This window comes from Orrella sp. 11846 (assembly GCF_048820935.1).
Classification (GTDB): domain Bacteria; phylum Pseudomonadota; class Gammaproteobacteria; order Burkholderiales; family Burkholderiaceae_B; genus Algicoccus.
On record NZ_JBMERD010000003.1, the window covers coordinates 45,918 to 63,062 of the forward strand.

General features: G+C 48.8%; 15 protein-coding genes and 1 tRNA gene. 14 read left to right on the plus strand and 2 right to left on the minus strand.

What is annotated here, in order from left to right; genetic code table 11:
- Positions 1 to 187 precede the first annotated feature (187 nt).
- A complete protein-coding gene (locus tag ACOI06_RS03195) occupies positions 188 to 1,006 on the minus strand; it encodes an alpha/beta fold hydrolase (protein WP_420661063.1) in 819 nt (272 codons plus the stop codon).
- 315 nt (positions 1,007 to 1,321) lie between these two features.
- Positions 1,322 to 1,397 (minus strand) — tRNA-Lys (locus ACOI06_RS03200).
- A gap of 291 nt (positions 1,398 to 1,688) precedes the next feature.
- Here ACOI06_RS03200 and ACOI06_RS03205 point away from each other — a divergent pair.
- The 14 genes from ACOI06_RS03205 (at position 1,689) to ACOI06_RS03270 (ending at position 17,134) form a co-directional block, all read left to right on the plus strand.
- On the plus strand, positions 1,689 to 3,941 hold the full coding sequence (locus ACOI06_RS03205; protein WP_420661064.1) for a TonB-dependent hemoglobin/transferrin/lactoferrin family receptor: 2,253 nt from the start codon (positions 1,689 to 1,691) through the stop codon (positions 3,939 to 3,941).
- Between the two features lie 271 nt (positions 3,942 to 4,212).
- Positions 4,213 to 6,438 carry a TonB-dependent hemoglobin/transferrin/lactoferrin family receptor gene (locus tag ACOI06_RS03210; protein WP_420661065.1) on the plus strand — a complete coding sequence of 742 codons (2,226 nt, stop codon included), beginning with the start codon at positions 4,213 to 4,215 and terminating at the stop codon, positions 6,436 to 6,438.
- Positions 6,439 to 6,455: 17 nt separating this feature from the next.
- Entirely contained in the window at positions 6,456 to 7,538 is a 1,083-nt protein-coding gene (locus ACOI06_RS03215; protein ID WP_420661066.1) for a hemin-degrading factor, read from the plus strand.
- Positions 7,535 to 8,398, plus strand: a complete 864-nt coding sequence (locus ACOI06_RS03220) for a heme/hemin ABC transporter substrate-binding protein (protein WP_420661067.1) — start codon at positions 7,535 to 7,537, stop codon at positions 8,396 to 8,398. Before ACOI06_RS03215 ends, ACOI06_RS03220 begins: the two co-directional genes overlap by 4 nt.
- A 49-nt stretch (positions 8,399 to 8,447) precedes the next feature.
- A complete protein-coding gene (locus ACOI06_RS03225) occupies positions 8,448 to 9,407 on the plus strand; it encodes a FecCD family ABC transporter permease (protein ID WP_420661260.1) in 960 nt (319 codons plus the stop codon).
- Positions 9,404 to 10,204, plus strand: a complete 801-nt coding sequence (locus ACOI06_RS03230; RefSeq protein WP_420661069.1) for a heme ABC transporter ATP-binding protein — start codon at positions 9,404 to 9,406, stop codon at positions 10,202 to 10,204. The genes ACOI06_RS03225 and ACOI06_RS03230 overlap by 4 nt, the downstream gene beginning before the upstream one ends.
- 2 nt (positions 10,205 to 10,206) lie before the next feature.
- Positions 10,207 to 11,112: an energy transducer TonB gene (locus ACOI06_RS03235; RefSeq protein WP_420661070.1), complete on the plus strand. Its 906-nt coding sequence runs from the start codon at positions 10,207 to 10,209 to the stop codon at positions 11,110 to 11,112.
- Positions 11,113 to 11,117: 5 nt separating this feature from the next.
- A complete protein-coding gene (locus tag ACOI06_RS03240) occupies positions 11,118 to 11,852 on the plus strand; it encodes a MotA/TolQ/ExbB proton channel family protein (protein ID WP_420661071.1) in 735 nt (244 codons plus the stop codon).
- Position 11,853: 1 nt separating this feature from the next.
- Entirely contained in the window at positions 11,854 to 12,285 is a 432-nt protein-coding gene (locus tag ACOI06_RS03245) for an ExbD/TolR family protein (protein ID WP_420661072.1), read from the plus strand.
- Positions 12,286 to 12,536: 251 nt separating this feature from the next.
- Positions 12,537 to 13,709 carry an ABC transporter substrate-binding protein gene (locus ACOI06_RS03250; protein ID WP_420661073.1) on the plus strand — a complete coding sequence of 391 codons (1,173 nt, stop codon included), beginning with the start codon at positions 12,537 to 12,539 and terminating at the stop codon, positions 13,707 to 13,709.
- An 11-nt stretch (positions 13,710 to 13,720) separates the two neighbouring features.
- Positions 13,721 to 14,650 (plus strand): branched-chain amino acid ABC transporter permease, encoded by a 930-nt coding sequence (locus tag ACOI06_RS03255; protein ID WP_420661074.1) that lies wholly within the window; start codon positions 13,721 to 13,723, stop codon positions 14,648 to 14,650.
- On the plus strand, positions 14,647 to 15,654 hold the full coding sequence (locus ACOI06_RS03260; RefSeq protein ID WP_420661075.1) for a branched-chain amino acid ABC transporter permease: 1,008 nt from the start codon (positions 14,647 to 14,649) through the stop codon (positions 15,652 to 15,654). The genes ACOI06_RS03255 and ACOI06_RS03260 overlap by 4 nt, the downstream gene beginning before the upstream one ends.
- Complete coding sequence (locus tag ACOI06_RS03265) at positions 15,651 to 16,418, plus strand: ABC transporter ATP-binding protein (protein ID WP_420661076.1); 768 nt, start codon at positions 15,651 to 15,653, stop codon at positions 16,416 to 16,418. Before ACOI06_RS03260 ends, ACOI06_RS03265 begins: the two co-directional genes overlap by 4 nt.
- A complete protein-coding gene (locus ACOI06_RS03270) occupies positions 16,415 to 17,134 on the plus strand; it encodes an ABC transporter ATP-binding protein (RefSeq protein WP_420661077.1) in 720 nt (239 codons plus the stop codon). The genes ACOI06_RS03265 and ACOI06_RS03270 overlap by 4 nt, the downstream gene beginning before the upstream one ends.
- Positions 17,135 to 17,145 lie beyond the last annotated feature (11 nt).

A 17,145-nucleotide genomic window follows, 5' to 3' on the forward strand; every position in this document is an offset into this window, starting at 1 on the left:
AGGTTGCTCAATCGACTTGATCAAAACAATCAGGGCTTTTTTGCACAGCCATATTGTCCGGACAAAACATGTCCAGAATGATCAAGGTGATTTTGAGCGGAACTATCATACCGTACCAACGAACCATTTATGGTGGGTGAGACGGTTTTTTATTCGATTTTGTGTGTTTTTTTTGCTTTAGATTTGTTCAGATCGGTGAAATGCCTTCATTCGCATCCGTCCAGCTTAAAACCAGTCGGGCAAATTGTTCATAACGTGAGACCGGATAAAAATGACCTGCACGATCGAACCAATATGACTCCGCATGAGGAATATGGCGCTGCAATGTTTTTTGCAGCGCGTCTGGCACTAAAAGATCGTCGCGTGCGCCCATGATTAATGTGGGGCATTTGATTTTTCCGAGATCATCCAGTCGATCAAACGCCAGTAACGCTTCGATGCGTTCATGCACAATGCGTATGCGTTCCTCAGACCATTCTCTAGAGGGCATGGTCATCAGTTCCGGATGCTGCTCTAACCATTCGGTTGGAAACGCCAGAAATGGACTTAGTCGAGCATAAAGCCCAGGTTGTGTCAGTAAAAGCTCTTTGCGCAAGCCAAATAGGCTTTTCATATAGTTGTTTTGATGTCCCCAAGTGGCACTAAGCACCAATGAACGGACACGCTCTGGATTTTGTAGGGCGAGTGTCATGGCAATGCAGCCACCGGTCGAGTGCCCCACGATATGCGCGCTGGGTAAATCGATTTCATCCAGAATGGTGATGCAGTCTTGCGCCAGTTGTTCAATGCTTAACGGATCATTGCCGCGCGCAGAGGCACCGATCCCACGCTGATCAAACGTGATGCATCGTTGGCTTCGCATTTGTGCCGTTGATGCTTGCCAGAAGCAGGCGGTCCCTGCTAGGCCGCTGATAAACAACACGGGGTGACCTTTACCGACTTGTTGACCAAACAAGTGAGCACCATCCGGTAGTTTGATATCGAAGTTTTTGACAAAATCATTCATAGCATAAAGGGCAGGCTTGGCTCGCAGGGCGTCGAGTCAACGTTAGGTGTCTATCAATCAAAAGTGTGAGTCCTGTTGTTACAAAGACACCATAACTAGAAAGCTGTCTTGCGTCACGTTGTTTTACCGGACTTCTTATGCGTGTTTACCTGTAGACAAGAAGGGTTTTCGTCTAAGGGGTGCACGGGCACAAGAAGGGCACTATGTCAGTTTTGGGATGCATATGGCTCTGAATCAGATATGCGGCAGAAACAAAAAACAAGTGCTCAGAAAGCAAAAAAGGCCAATCTGATTTGATTGACCTTTATGCAGTTTTGGTGGGTCGGCCGGGACTCGAACCCGGGACCAACGGATTAAAAGTCCGCTGCTCTACCGACTGAGCTACCGACCCGCTCAAGCATTCAATTATTACCTTAAATTTTTTCGGTGTCAAGGCTTTGTTGCAGAAAAAACAAATTTATTTAAATGAATCCGCTGCAACAAAAAACTGAAATCGCATTGTAAGGCCAAAATGAATTTTGTGCAGATGATTTGGTTTTCTAAAAAAGAACTTTTGGAACGAGTGCTGTAATGCAGAATTCAAGCAAAATTGCTAAAAAATACTTGATATTGATAATGAGAATCTATATCATTCTCGGTTGTGTTTTTTGTAATTATCAATCAACTGAGTTATCGAATCATCATGGGTGTTTCTAGAAGTACGGTCTGCAATACGTTTCAATTGACCGCGTTGTCGATGGTTTTAGGATCGGCAAACGTGGTGGCTCAAGGAGTTCATTCAACATCTTTAACTGCTGAGGCAGTGCAAACACCAGCCGCAACTCAACTCAAAGCAATTACAGTGATTGGAGATCCAGAAACGACCCAATTGCCGTGGGTTACAAAAACCACAAAGCAGATGTTGGATGCTTTGCTGGTCAACAATCTCAATGAGTTTGGTTCGCGAGTTGAGCCAGGTGTGAACTTTAATAACACCGCAAAAAGTATCAATATCAGAGGATTGCAAGGGACGCGCGTTGTGACGCGAATCGATGGTGTTCGGCAATCTTATCTGGAAGATGTCAGAAGCATAAGAGGTGGGATTCGTGGCGGATCTGATGCGTTTGACTTTGGTGCGTTGCATGCTGTGGATGTGATTCGCGGGAATGACTCTGCCGCTGTAGGGTCTGGTGCCTTAGGCGGTGTGCTGAATGTCCATAGCTTGCGCCCTGATGATGTGATTAATCCTGCCAATGATTTTGGCGTGATGGTCAGAACTGGCTATCAATCTCGTGATAACAGCTGGATGCTCAATGGGGCGGTTGCTGCCAAAACAACCTTCGGGTTGCGCTGGTTATTTCAAGCTGGCGTAAAGCAGGGACATGAAATTAAGAATCAAGCAACAATCGGTGGTTACGGGGCTAAACGGAATCAGACAAATCCTAAGAGCTACACCCAGCAGAATTATCTGGTCAAGCTCGAACAACATTTTGAGGATGGGCACGTCATTGATTTATCGGCGAATTACTTTGATCGACGTGATGATCTTTCAAACCTAGGTCAGGATGTTCTGATGTTTGCCCCGGGCCAAAGCTATGTGAATGAAGATCTGAAGCGACAAAGTTTGGCGCTAGGCTATACGTGGCATAAAACCACACAAGATGCATGGCTAGATACATTTAAAGCGAAGGCTTATTGGCAAAGTGTTGACTTGTGGAGTGCTTCCACGGCTTTAAGAACACGAATGCCTAAAGGCGATTACTACCGAAGAAACTCAATCCAAGAAACCACGTTAGGTCTTGATATGGCGATGACCAAAACCATACAGGGTCCGGTTACACAGCGTTGGGAGTTCGGTGGTGAATTTTACGGTTCGACTTTAAAACAGCACCTGAAGGGTCGCGATTCTTGCCCAGCCAAATTTGCGCCAGACTCCATTTGTGCTTATTTCAATAGCAATCAGTCTGACATGCCAAAGACTGAAGGGAAACACTTAGGCGTTTGGTTGCAAAATGAAATTGGGTTCTTTGATGATTCATTGATGTTGACACCGGCGATTCGTTTTGATGAGTATCGCTACACACCGAGTATTGGTGGATCGTATTTGGCTGATAATCCATCCGCAATATCCCTACCATCAAGAAGTGCGCAGGCCTGGTCGCCAAAAGTGAATCTGAGCTGGACACCGATTCAGAATCTCACCCTGTATGCGCAGTATGCCACTGGTTTTAACGCACCGACAGTTACACAGCTCTACAGTCGTTACGGCTCTCCAACCCTTTATTTGTTTACTGGTAATCCGAATCTAAAAGCAGAAAGAAGTCATGGTTGGGAGTTTGGGGTCAAAACGGGTGATGAGCATGCGCAAGGTGCTTTGACCTGGTTTGACACGAGTTACAGCCAATTCATTGATCAAGTCGCATTGCCGAAGGTAGCTCTGTACCCAATGGGTGTGACGAGTTTTGATAATTTGAGCGATGTTCGTATTTACGGTCTTGAAGCGAAAGCACATTGGGCGTTTAGTCGCGGGTGGCGCCTCGATGGTTCGATGGCTTGGACTGTGGGTAAGGATCGTGCCACAAATAGATATCTGAACTCAGTTGCGCCGCTCAGACTGATTGTGGGTTTGTCGTATGACAGTGAGCAATGGGGCGTTCGAGGCCAGTTCACTGCCACGATGGCAAGAACCAAGGTGGCTTATCCTGAAGCAACGTTGACGCATAAATATCCTGATTTCAAAGCGCCTGGCTATGGCTTGGTGGATGTGACAGCGTACTGGAAGCCGTCTGCAATCAAAGGTCTTACCGTTCAAGCCGGCTTGTTTAACGTGTTTGACAAAACATATTGGAATGCGTTGGATGTGCCTCGCGCAGGGTCAGCGCCAATCGCCCGAGGTGTGGACTATTACACGCAACCAGGCCGAAATTTCGCAGTGAATCTGACTTACAAATACTAATTCCCCTTCATGCGAGTCATCAAATAATCAAGGATTCGACCCTGTGCTCATCATCTTTTTGAATTAATACAGGGTCGATGTTTTTGTTGTTTTTGAGGGAATTTTGTAATGTGTTGATTTAAATCAAAATAAAAGGATTTCAAATCGCTTTTGTGTGAAGAACTTATTTAAGTTTTAGTTAGTAACTGATTTTAGGTTTGCGAATCGTAATGAGAATATGTATCATTTGCGTTCCTGCATTAAAACAAACCAACTTATTCACACGGCGGATATGGATACTTCTGATATAGCAGTTCGGGGCGCGCTTGGAGTCATCGCGCTCTCAGCAGCATTGGGGACTCACAGCGTCATGGCGCAATCAGCGCAAAACACTACGACTCAACATGAGGGTGCGCAAAGTTCGGAAACACAACAGTTCGACACAATTACGGTGACGGGTGAAGTTTCAGTCGAACAAACCCCTTGGGTCACCGAAACAACGCGTAGGGAGCTAGATGCACTACAAGTGACAGATTTAAATGAATTGGGTGCGCGAATTGATCCTGGTGTGAACTACAACACCACGAGCAAGAGCGTTAATATCCGCGGTCTTGAAGGTACCCGCGTTGTGACGCGTATTGATGGTATCCGTCAGCCGTATATTACTGAAATCCGTGGTGACGTGAAAGGCGGTGCCAATGCATTTGATTTTGCGTCGCTCAGTGCTGTTGATGTTGTTCGTGGAACTGATTCTACGGCTGTGGGTTCTGGTGCGTTGGGTGGTGTGCTCGATGTGCGCACCCTGCGTCCGTACGATTTGATTAATCCTGAGCGCGGATATGGCGTGATTGGTAAAACAGGCTATTACTCGGTTGATAACAGCTGGACGTTGAATGGTGCAGTTGCTGCGGAAACTGATTTTGGTTTGCGCTGGTTGTTTCAAGCAGGCGTACGTTCAGGCGATGCCATGCAGAACGCCGGAAAGGTGGGCGGCTATGGAACAAAGCGCTCAGAGGTTAATCCCAGTAATTACACTCAACAAAGCTATTTACTCAGAGCAGAGCAAAGTTTTGATGGCGGACATGAATTGGGTTTGAGTGCCTCTTACTTTGATCGCTCAGAAGATGAGAATCAGTTGAATCAGAGTCCAACGACATATACGCCTGGACGCAATATGTTGGATTCCAAACTCAAGCGTCAAAGCGTTGCGCTGGATTATGGTTGGGTGAGTCCAAGAGAAGGGATGTTGATTGACGCGTTCAATGCGAAAATCTGGTGGCAGAAAGTTGAGTCATCTGAGACTCAGGATGCGTGGCGACTGACGACGCCAATTGGTGATTTTTATCGCCAAAATAAGGTCGAAGAGTCAATGTATGGTCTGAGCTTTGATATGAACAAAGCGTTTCGTGGACCAGTGAGTCAATTCTGGGAGTTTGGGCTTGAGTATTACGGTACAGAACTCAAGCAACAGCAGATAGGGCGAGATTCATGCCCAGCGAACTCTCCTCCTTTTTCAACATGCGGTTTCTTCCATAATAATCAGGCCGACTTGCCGACCGTAGATGGTAAGAATTTAGGTGTTTGGTTGCAAAATACGGTTGGGTTCTTTGATGATCGTTTGACGATTACACCAGCCATTCGTTTTGATGATTACAGCTATTCACCCAAAACGAATGCGAATTTCAATAGTAATCCAGTCTTTACATCACTGTCTTCAAGAAGTGGCCAGGCTTGGTCGCCGAAAGTCTTAGTGTCGTGGAAGGCAACTCAGGATCTGACGCTGTATGGTCAGTACTCCAAAGGCTTTAATGCACCGACGCCCACGCAGTTATACAGCCAATTTGGTGCGCCCGGTTTGTATCTACGAAATGGTAACCCTGACCTGAAAGATGAACGTAGTCATGGTTGGGAGTTTGGTGCGAAATATGCAGCCAAAACTTACAGTGCCTCGATCACATGGTTTGATACCTCTTATAGTAATTTTATCGAAGAGGCCGCATCGACTTGGGATCCACGCTATCCATTGGGCGTCTTTAGCTATGAAAACAGAGCGGATGTCAGAATTTACGGTATCGAAGCACGTGGAGATTGGACATTTAGTCCAGGATGGAATGTCTATGGTTCATTGGCCTGGACAGAAGGTAAAGATCGTCACCTGAATCAGTACCTGAATAGTGTCGCACCATTGCGCGGTATTTTAGGTCTGTCTTATGAGGCAGAGCAGTGGGGTGCCCGAGCACAAATGACCATGGCTGCAGCACGTACCAAAGTGCAAGATCCGACCACAAACTTTAAGGCACCTGGCTATGGGATCGTTGATTTGACCGCCTATTGGAAACCTGCGGCGGTCAAAGGTCTGACGCTCCAGGCTGGTCTCTTCAACGTCTTTAATAAAACCTACTGGAATGCGCTTGATGTTCCTGACACGGTCAGCGCCCGACCAACTAGTGTGTCATCCGTTGATTACTATACGCAACCCGGTCGCAATTTCTCTCTCTCCCTTACCTATCAATACTGATTGGAGCTAGTCACGATATGTTGAACGAAATTAAAATTCCTCAGGGGTCTGAAGACACCCAAAAGATTTATGAAGCTGAGCGCGCTAAAGTGTGCGCCAAATATGAAGCACTTGATGAAGAGGCTCGTAAGAATCGCGCCCGTCAGATTGCACAATTGTTGGGTATTTCTGAAGCGCAGTGGGTTGCAACTAGCTGCGGACCGATCCAGAGCATCCGTCTGGAAGGAACCGGGCAATCCTTGTTCGATGAAATCGGTTCCTTGGGCCGTGTGATGGCATTGACACGCAACGAAAGCTGCGTGCATGAGCGTCATGGACGTTACGAAGATATTCGTACCGGTGGTCATGTGGGTCTGGTGCTTGGGCCCGATATTGACCTGCGAATCTTCTTCCAAGTCTGGTCTGATGTCTGGGCTGTGAAAGAAAACGATCGATATAGCCTGCAGTTTTTTGATCGCGAAGGCACTGCCAGCCACAAGATCTATTGCACAGCTGAAACAGATATGGACGCCTATCGCGCTCTGGTTCAAAAGCATGCTGCTGCACCACAATGGCCACAGATTACACCGATACCAAAAGAAACACCGGGCGACACAGTGGATGATGTGGAAATGTTCCGCGATTCATGGCGTGCAATGAATGACACGCATGATTTCTTCCCATTGATGCGGACTTTTAATGTCAGCCGTTTGGGTGCGTTGAACGCTGCTGGTCCAGAGCTTGCGCAATCTGTTGATATCGCATCTGTGGATCACATGTTGCGTACGGCTTCAGAACAAAAAATGCCCATTATGTGCTTTGTTGGTAACCGCGGCATGATTCAAATTCATACAGGTCCAGTTGAGCGCATTGTGGAACGTGGCCCTTGGTTGAATGTGCTGGATCCAAACTTTAACATGCACCTTGACGTTAGCCGTATTGACCAAGTCTGGGTCGTGAGCAAGCCAACACCTGAAGGTCCAGTCACATCACTGGAAGCCTATGATGCAGATGGTGAAATGATCGTCCAATACTTCGGTCAACGAAAAGAAGGTACGCCTGAGCGTGCTGAATGGCGTGATTTGATGGAATCCTACTGCAAGGAGCCCATCGCATCATGAGATTTGGCTTGAATACAGGCCGTAAGCTGGCGGCGTTAGCCGCCAGCTTAATCAGTTTCTGCGCGTTGGCCGACGCCGATCAGAAACTGGATTCAACACGTCTGGTGACCCTAGGTGGCCCTGTAACCGAGATTGTGTATGCCTTGGGTCAAGAGGGTCGACTGGTTGGGACAGACTTGTCGAGTGTGTATCCAGTGCAAGCTCAGGAGTTACCGAGCGTCGGTTATTATCGTCGTCTGCCGCCCGAAGGTGTGGCTTCATTAAATCCGACACTCGTCATTGCTTCAGAAAACGCAGGTCCACCGCAAGTCTTGGAGCAACTCAAAACACTGGGCATTCCTGTCGTGATGGTGTCAGATAAACCGTCGCTGGATTCGATGCGTCAGCGTGTCAAAGACGTTGCTAAAGTGCTTGATGTTCAAGAAAAAGGTGATGAAATTATTGATGCGGTGTTTACGGAAATGGACAAGGTCAGTCACAAGCCTGAGAAACCAGTAACAGGTATGACCGTGGTGCTCAGAGGCGGTACATTACTTGGTGCGGGTGGTGATACGGCTGCGAACCTTGTGTTGGAATCTGCTGGTGTCAGTAATGTACTCAGTGATGTGCAAAGCTTCAGACCGCTGTCAGCTGAGATCGTGTCCGCATTGGCGCCTGAAATGATCGTGGTTACCACCAGCACGGTGGATGCGATGGGCGGTTTGGATGCTGTGAAAAAAAGCCCAGTGCTGTCGATGACGCCTGCTGTCAAAAATGACAAAGTTGTTGTGTTAGATGACTTGCTTGCGCAGGCATTTGGCTTACGATTGCCACAGGCGATTAAGACAGTTCGCGATGGAGCATTTGGTGCAGACCAATAAAGAAACTCGCGTCCTTACAACAAATCATCGGGTCTCCTATCGGGGTCCGATGATTTTGTTGATCGTTTTGTTGTTGGCCGCTGCATTATTAGCCTCTGCGAATGGCGCCTATCAGATTGCACCCAAACAATTGTTTGGATGGTTAATCGGTGTTGATTCGCTTGATGACGTGTCACGAAACGTATGGATCAATATTCGATTACCTAGGATTGTTCTGGGTATCGTGGCGGGTGCCGCTTTAGGTGTGGCCGGTTGCGTTATGCAGGCCTTGTTCAGAAACCCCTTGGCTGAACCCGGGCTGGTTGGTTTGTCCGCAGGTGCGAGTTTCGGGGCGGTCATGGCGATTGTGCTGACCGCCGGTGGCCTACTCCTGACAGCCAGCTTTGCGTTTGTAGGCAGTTTATTAGCGACATTTTTAGCGTATTTTTTGGGACGATTGTCCCGTTCAAATGCAGGTCTCTTATTGGCTGGTATTGCGATTAACACCATCGTGTTTAGTTTGATGGGGCTTCTCATCATCAATGCCAATGATGCGCAATTACGAGATTTGACGTTTTGGAATATGGGCAGTCTTGCCAATGCCGACTGGCGAATGATTGTTGTCTTACTGCCTTGGACCGTGCTCATGAGTGTCATTTTGATGACGCGTTGGAAGGTTTTAAATGCTTTGTTGCTGGGTGAGCGTGAGGCATTTCATTTAGGCTATTCACTCAATAAGTTGCGTTGGCAGCTGATTACGCTGGTGGCCTTGACGGTGGGGCCGATTGTTGCAGTGACCGGTGGTATTGGTTTTGTGGGTTTGGTTGTGCCTCATTTGATGCGCTTATGGAAAGGTTCTGACCACCGATGGGTGTTGCCTGCTTCGGTTGTTGCCGGTGCATTGGCATTGACCTTGGGTGATTGGCTCTCAAGAGTGTTGATGGCGCCATCAGAACTCCCAATTGGTTTAGTCACAAGCTTAGTGGGTGGACCGTTCTTTATCTGGTTGCTGGTACGGGGTAAGCGATGACACAAATTGCATTAAATGCGACTTCGCTTCAGGTGCAGCGCGGTAAGCGCACAGTGATTGATGATGTCAGTTTTGAATTGACTGTTGGGGAAGTGCTTGGAGTTCTAGGGCCCAATGGTGCAGGAAAATCATCGCTTTTAGGTGCTTGCTGCGCGGAACTACCGATTGGTCGTGGAAATGTCGCTTTGGCTGGTCACTCAACGCAGACGATGAAAGCGCTGGCGCTTGCCCGTGCACGTGCTGTTTTGCCGCAATATGCGGGCATGACCTTTGATTTGCCTGTTCAGGATGTGGTGTCGATGGGCGCTTATCCGTTTGCAGAGTTGACACCACAATATGTGGAAGAATCGGTTGTCGAGGCAATCGAGCAGGCAGATTTGAGTCATAAGCTTCATGAACCTTACAGCGCGCTGTCAGGCGGTGAGCAACAGCGTGCACAGTTTGCACGAGTCTTGGTACAGACAAAGTCGATTGTTCAGAGTCAGGGTCATGCGTTTTTGTTTTTAGATGAACCAACAGCCAGTCTTGACCCGAAGCACCAGGTACTCCTGATGCGAGTGGTTCGACAATTGGCTCGAGAGCACCAGACTGGTGTCATGGTCGTTTTGCATGACTTAAATATGGCTGCGCAGTGGTGCGACCGTTTAATGCTGATGGCAAATGGACAAATTAAGGCGTTAGATGTACCTGAAAAAGTACTGACTGAACCATTGCTGGAAGAAGTTTATGGCTTACCGATGCTGGTGAGGCCTCATCCTAAAAATGCGCAGCAACTCATAGTTATGGTGGATGATTGAGCATGGCAAATCAGCGCCAATCTTGGTTTGTTCGGATGTTTCTCTTAGTGATTGTGATTGGTTTTCATGGTCTTGTGTTGGGCTGGTTGATGTTGCGACCCGTGGCGGTGACTCCTCGAGATATGGGTGAGTACACGGAAATGGTGTTGGACTTTTCATATGAAAGTTTGGACGATGTGCCGACTGACAATCCTGAACCTGAAGAGGAATCGACGTTAGAACCAGAGCCTGAGCCAGAGCCTGAGCCTGAACCAGAGCCAGAGCCAGAGCCAGAGCCAGAACCTGAGCCTGAGCCTGAGCCTGAGCCTGAGCCAGAGCCTGAGTCAGAGCCAGAGTCAGAGCCTGAGCCAGAGCCTGAGCCAGAGCCTGAGCCAGAGCCAGAGCCAGAGCCAGAGCCAGAGCCAGAGCCTGAGCCTGAGCCTGAGCCTGAGCCTGAGCCAAAACCTGAGCCAAAACCTGAGCCAAAACCTGAGCCAAAACCTGAGCCAAAACCTGAGCCCAAGCCAGAACCCAAGCCTGAATCCAAGCCACAGCCTAAACCGCAGCCTAAGCCACAGCCTAAGCCACCGCCTAAGGCAGTTCAAACGCCAGAGCAGCGCGAAGAAGAGCTTGAGAAAGCACCTCCAGTTCAGGTGTCCCAGCTGGCTTATGACGGTCGTCCACCGACTCCGGCGTATCCAGATCAAGCTCGTAGGCGAGGGCAAGAAGGATTGGTTATGGTTCGAGTGACGATTGATCGTCGTGGTCAAGTGGTGTCTGCGAAGGTTCAGAAATCTTCGAATGTGCCACAACTGGATCAGGCCGCTTTGAACGCCGCACGTCGTGCCAAGTTCAGACCCTATACACAAAACGGTGTTGCCATGAGGGCTTACGCCGATATCCCATTTAATTTTGTATTACGGAGGTGAGGTTCATGGAAGCCCATCCGGACGTTTGGTCCATCTTATGGCAGCATACCGACATCATCAGTAAATCTTTGCTACTGGTGTTGCTGGTGATGTCTTGCATGACCTGGTACCTGATTTTCTCGAAGAGCTTGTTGTTATTAAAGATTCGTCGACGGTCGAAAGAGTTTCTCACGACATTTTGGAACTCTGGTTCGCTTGAACAAGTTGAAAATGAACTCATCGTGCATGGGGTTCAGGATCCTTTCTCACATCTGACGATTCATGCGATCCATGCGCGTAACCATCACACGCAATATGGTGCGACACGACTAGAAGAGGTGGGTTCGACAGGTGAGTTTTTGACGCGCAGTATGCGTAAAGTCATTGATGAAGAGACCTCAGCGCTAGAAAACGGTCTGACTGTTTTAGCGACAATTGGAGCAACAGCACCGTTTGTGGGGTTGTTTGGTACGGTTTGGGGTGTGTATCACGCACTGATGACCATCGCTTCAGCGGATGGCGCAAGCTTTAATCAGTTGGCTGGGCCAGTGGGCGAGGCATTAATCATGACGGGCTTGGGCTTGGCAGTCGCAATTCCTGCTGTCTTGGCTTATAACGCATTGGTTCGTAGTAATCGGGTCTTGTTGGGTAAATTGGATGCGTTCGCTCATGAGCTCTTTGTGTTCTTAACTACGGGGCAAACGGCCGGTGTGACTGCTAAAGCACAGCAAATTGAATTGATTCTGAAAGGAAGGCATTGATATGGCATTCGGACAGTTTCAAGGGTCGGTACGTGGACGAGATCAGGCGATGTCTGAAATCAATATGGTGCCGTTAATCGATATTGTCTTGGTTTTATTGGTGCTGTTTATTTTGGCGGCACCCATGGCTGCTCAGTCTGTCTTGGTGAGTTTGCCAAAAACCCAGCCACTCGTGACTCAGGAGCCAGCTGAAACGCTCAATATTTCATTGCGCCAAGATGGTGTGTTGCTCAATGAAGAAGGTGAGACGCTCGATGAGCAGGCTTTGTTGGATTTTCTTGCGCAAGCGATGTTAAGTGATGAACCACCCGCGATTCGGATCTGGAGTGATGAGGATGCGCGTTACGCTTATCTGGCGGATGTGATCGTAAAAATACGTCAGGCTGGAGTCACCAAGATTTCGCTCATGACCAGAACGACCGCTCAAATGTGAGGCTGACTTGAAGTTGATAATCATGAGGATTTAGATCTTACAGGGTGTTCGGCGAAGTGATTTCGTTGTACCTTGCGCTTAACCGTTTGCGTGTCATGGGTTGCCCTGATAACAGTTACACATTTTTTCCCGTATATTTAGGCTCTCATGCTGCACTCGGTTCAGACCTTAATGTCGTGGTCGTACCAGATGTGAGCTTATGCTCATGCGTTACGAGCAGTTATGTGTAACTTGAAACGGAATCCCGAATTATGAAACTTCAGTTTAAAACCGCTGTTTGCGCAGCCGCGCTGACGTTGTCGCCGCTCTGGGCAATGGCGCAACAAGAACCCTTGAAAGTGGGCTTTATCGCAACGCTGTCAGGGCCTTCTGCGGCGCTTGGTCAAGATATGTACGATGGCTTTATGCTGGGCATCGAACAGGCTGGCGGCAAACTGGGTGGTCGTGAGGTTGAGGTTTTGCGTGAGGATGATCAACTCAAACCTGATGTCGCTGTGCAGACCGTGAATCGTTTTATTGAGCGTGACCAAGTGGATCTCGTGGGCGGTGTCACCTTTTCAAACGTCATGATGGCCATTGCGAAACCTTTGGTCGATAGTGACACCACGTTTATTGGTATGAATGCGGGTCCTGCCCCTTTGGCGGGTGATCGTTGCGCACCAAACTTTTATTTCGCTTCCTATCAAAACGATCAGCAAGCTGAAGGTGTGGGTAAATACGCCACTGACCAAGGCTACAAGAATGTCTATCTGATGGCCCCTAACTATCAGGCCGGTAAAGATGCAGTGGGTGGTTTTAAACGTTTCTTTAAAGGCAATATTGCAGGCGAAGTCTATACCGCTGTGAATCAGCCTGACTACTCCGCAGAAATCGCACAGCTACAAGCGGCTGCGCCGGATGCCGTGTATGTATTCTACCCAGGTGGTATGGGCATTAACTTCATTAAACAATTCCGTCAGGCTGGTTTGCTTGGACAAATTCCGCTGCTCTCAGTGTCTAGTTTTGACGGCTCCACATTGCCTGCTTTGAAAGAAACTGCACTGGGTGCGATTTCTGGATCGTTTTGGGGGCCTGATTTTGATAACAAGGCTAACCAAGAGTTTGTGCAGGCCTTTGAGAAAAAATACGACCGCATTCCTTCTCAATATGCTGCGCAAGCCTATGATGCGGCTCGTTTAGTGGATAGCGCACTGCAAAAAACTGCTGGCGACACCAAAGATAAAGAGGCTTTCAGAAAAGCATTGGCACAAGCTGATTTTGAGTCCGTTCGTGGCAACTTTACATTCAATAAGAATGGTTTCCCTATACTGGACATGTTCGTGTTTGAAGTGGCCAAAGATGCGCAAGGTCGCGTTTCACATAAAACACTGAGCTCTGCATTGCCTGGGCATCCGGATTCTTATGTAGGCACTTGCCCCCTGTAAAGAGCTAGCTTGTGACTTTTAATCTGTTTTTAAGCCAGGCACTCAATGGCTTGCAGTTTGGTGTGCTGTTGTTTTTGATGGCTGCGGGGCTGACACTCGTCTTTGGAATCATGAGCTTTGTGAACTTGGCTCATGGTTCCTTGTATATGTTTGGCGCTTACTTCGCAGCCACCTTGGCCACGCACACGGGCTCATTTGTCTTGGCACTGATTTTGTCGGTTCTACTGGTTTTTCTTTTGGGATTGGTGGTTGACTGGCTGGGACTGTACCGGTTGCATCGTCGTTCGCACTTGGAACAGGTGCTGGCGACTTTTGGGATCGTCTTGTTCTGTAATGAAATCGTGCGGGTGTTCTGGGGTGCCGCCCCGGTTTACATGGAAACGCCGGATAGCTTGTCTTCGGCCATCTCCTTAGGCGGATTCATGTATCCGTCATATCGCTTGCTGATTATCGGTGCTGGATTAGTTGTCGCTGTGGGGTTGTATTGGCTGATTGAGCGCACAAGAATCGGGATGCTGATTCGGGCTGGAGCCAGCAATCGCCAGATGGTTGCGGCGCTCGGCGTCAATATCAATTGGCTCAACCGTCTGATTTTTGCACTGGGTGCCGGTTTGGCTGCCTTGGCGGGTGCGTTGGTCGGACCCATTCTTTCGATCGAATCTGGCATGGGCGAACCAATTTTGATTTTGACGCTGGTGGTGATTGTCATTGGCGGGATTGGATCGATCCGTGGTGCTTTTTTAGGTGCACTCATCGTGGGCGTGGTGGACACGCTTGGCCGAATTTTGATTCCCGTCTGGTTGCGAGCCTCGTTTGACCCAGGTGTTGCGACTGCGGTGGGGCCCGCATTGGCTTCGATGTTGGTTTATATCCTGATGGCTGTGGTGCTTGCATTGCGCCCGCAGGGTTTGTTTCCGGTTAAAGCACGGGGGCAGTCATGATGCAACCCCGAGTTCAGCCCACAAAGTTGAATCTGCGCGCGCTGGTTTTTTGGATTGTCATTGGTTTTTTCTGCTTGGTGCCGGTGTATGCCTTGTGGATGGGTGAAACTTATCCGTTGACATACTTTGGGCGCATTCTGATCTTTGCGCTGTGTGCGCTGGGTTTGAACTTGATTCTCGGTTTCGGTGGCCTCGCTAGCCTTGGGCATGCGATGTATATCGGCTTGGGTGCCTATTCGGTTGGAATTCTGACTGAGTTTCAAGTATTCAGTGGCTGGTTGCATTTGTTAACGGCTGTCGTTTCGAGCTCTTTAGTTGCATTGATTGTGGGACTGATCGTGCTTAGGACGCATGGTATGGCGTTCATCATGATTACCCTAGCGTTTGCGCAATTGTTTTTTTATATTTTTGTGAGCCTTAGAAACTTTGGGGGCGATGATGGTTTAAGCCTGAGTCGAGTCAGTGAGTTTGGCTCGCTGACAGCACAGCCTTGGGCGGTTTATGGTTCGATTCTGCTTTGTGTGTTGTTTGTTTTGTGGTTAACGTCTCGTTTGGTTCAATCGCGTTTTGGGTTGGTTTTCAGGGCCACTCGCGAGCATCAAAGTCGCGTGGAATCATTGGGAATCTCGACCAAGCCTTATCGCCTTGTCGCATATGTGATCTCTGCGCAGATTTGTGCTGTCGGTGGGTTTTTTATGGCGAATCTGAACGGGTTTGTATCGCCTGCACTCATGAGTTGGATGGTGTCGGCTGAGCTATTGGTGATGGTTTTGCTGGGTGGTGCGGCCACTGTCTTTGGACCCTTAGTCGGTGCTGTGACACTGTTACTGGTCGAAGATGGATTGAAACTACTCACACCGCACTGGCCGCTGATTATTGGGCCGTTAATTGTGTTGATGGTATTGGGTTCAAGGCAAGGACTGTGGGGTGGTTTGACAAACTGGCAGCGGCGACGCCAAGACGCATCGTGTAAGAAAGCGCTCGGCAAGGAGGCTAAATCGTGAGTAGCCTCTTAGACACATCGGTTTTACGCGTTGAAAACTTACGCAAAAGCTTTGGGGCGATTCAAGTCACGGATTCTGTGTATTTCGATGTTCAGCCGGGTGAGATTCATGCATTGATTGGACCTAATGGTGCGGGTAAAACGACGCTCATTGGTCAGATTGCCGGTGAGATTCGTCCAGACTCTGGGCAGATTGGGTTTTCTGGGCAAGACATCACGACTTGGCCGGTCGCACGGCGTGCGCGTGCGGGAATGAGCCGTTCCTATCAGATTAGTTCAGCCATTACAGACTTTACGGTCCTTGAGAATGTGCTTTTGGCTGTGCAAGCGCGTCATGGACATAACTTCCATTTCTTTGCGCGAGCACTTGATCAGCAGGCGTTCGTCGATGAAGCTTATACCCATCTGGATAAGGTTGGTCTAACGGTGCATGCCAATACACCCGTGCAAGAGCTGGCGTATGGTCAACGTCGTTTGGTTGAGATTGCGACTGCCTTGGCTGCACAACCCAAGTTGTTATTGCTCGATGAGCCGATGGCGGGACTTGGGCCAGCCGAAACGCAGCAAATGATTCGCTTGTTTGATGGATTGCGCGAAGATTGCGCCATGTTGCTCGTGGAACACGACATGTCTGCGGTGTTTGCTTTGGCGGATCGGATTAGTGTGCTCGTCTATGGCCGTATTCTATTGACGGATGAGCCCGCGGTTGTGAAATCGGATCCGACGGTGATTCAGGCGTATTTGGGTGAAGAGGACATCGCGTGAAAGGGCAAACACCTTTATTAGACGTGCAATCCGTGCAAGCAGGTTACGGCGTGAGCCAAGTGCTGTTTGGTATTGATTTAAAGATTTATCCGGGGCAGTGTGTCAGCCTTCAAGGTCGTAACGGTATGGGTAAAACCACGACCATCCGAACGATTATGGGCGAGTTGCCGTGCCAGCAAGGCCAGATTGTGTATGCAGGACAACGCATTGATAAGCTAGACACATTTCGGATTGCGCGTTTAGGCATTGGCCTAGTGCCCGAAGGTCGTCAGATCTTTCCAAATCTGACGGTCTGGGAGAATCTCATTGCAACCGCGCGCAAGCCCACTCATGGTACGACGGGTTGGGATCAGACGCGAGTTTTGTCGCTTTTCCCTCGATTGGGAGAGCGCATGCGCAATTTTGGGAATCAATTGTCCGGTGGTGAGCAGCAAATGCTCGCAATTGGGCGCGCGTTGATGACCAACCCCAAACTACTCATACTGGATGAAGCTACGGAAGGTTTGGCACCTGTGATTCGAGAAGAGATCTGGAAAGCACTGGATGTATTGCGTGCGGATGGGCTCTCCATCCTAATCACCGACAAAAACCTGAAGCAACTTTTGGAGCGATGCGATCATCACTACATTGTTGAAAAAGGTGTGTGTGTTTGGCATGGGGGAACAGCAGATTTTGTGGCTGACCCATCATTGCGCCAACGCTATTTAGCCGCTTAAATATTGATTCC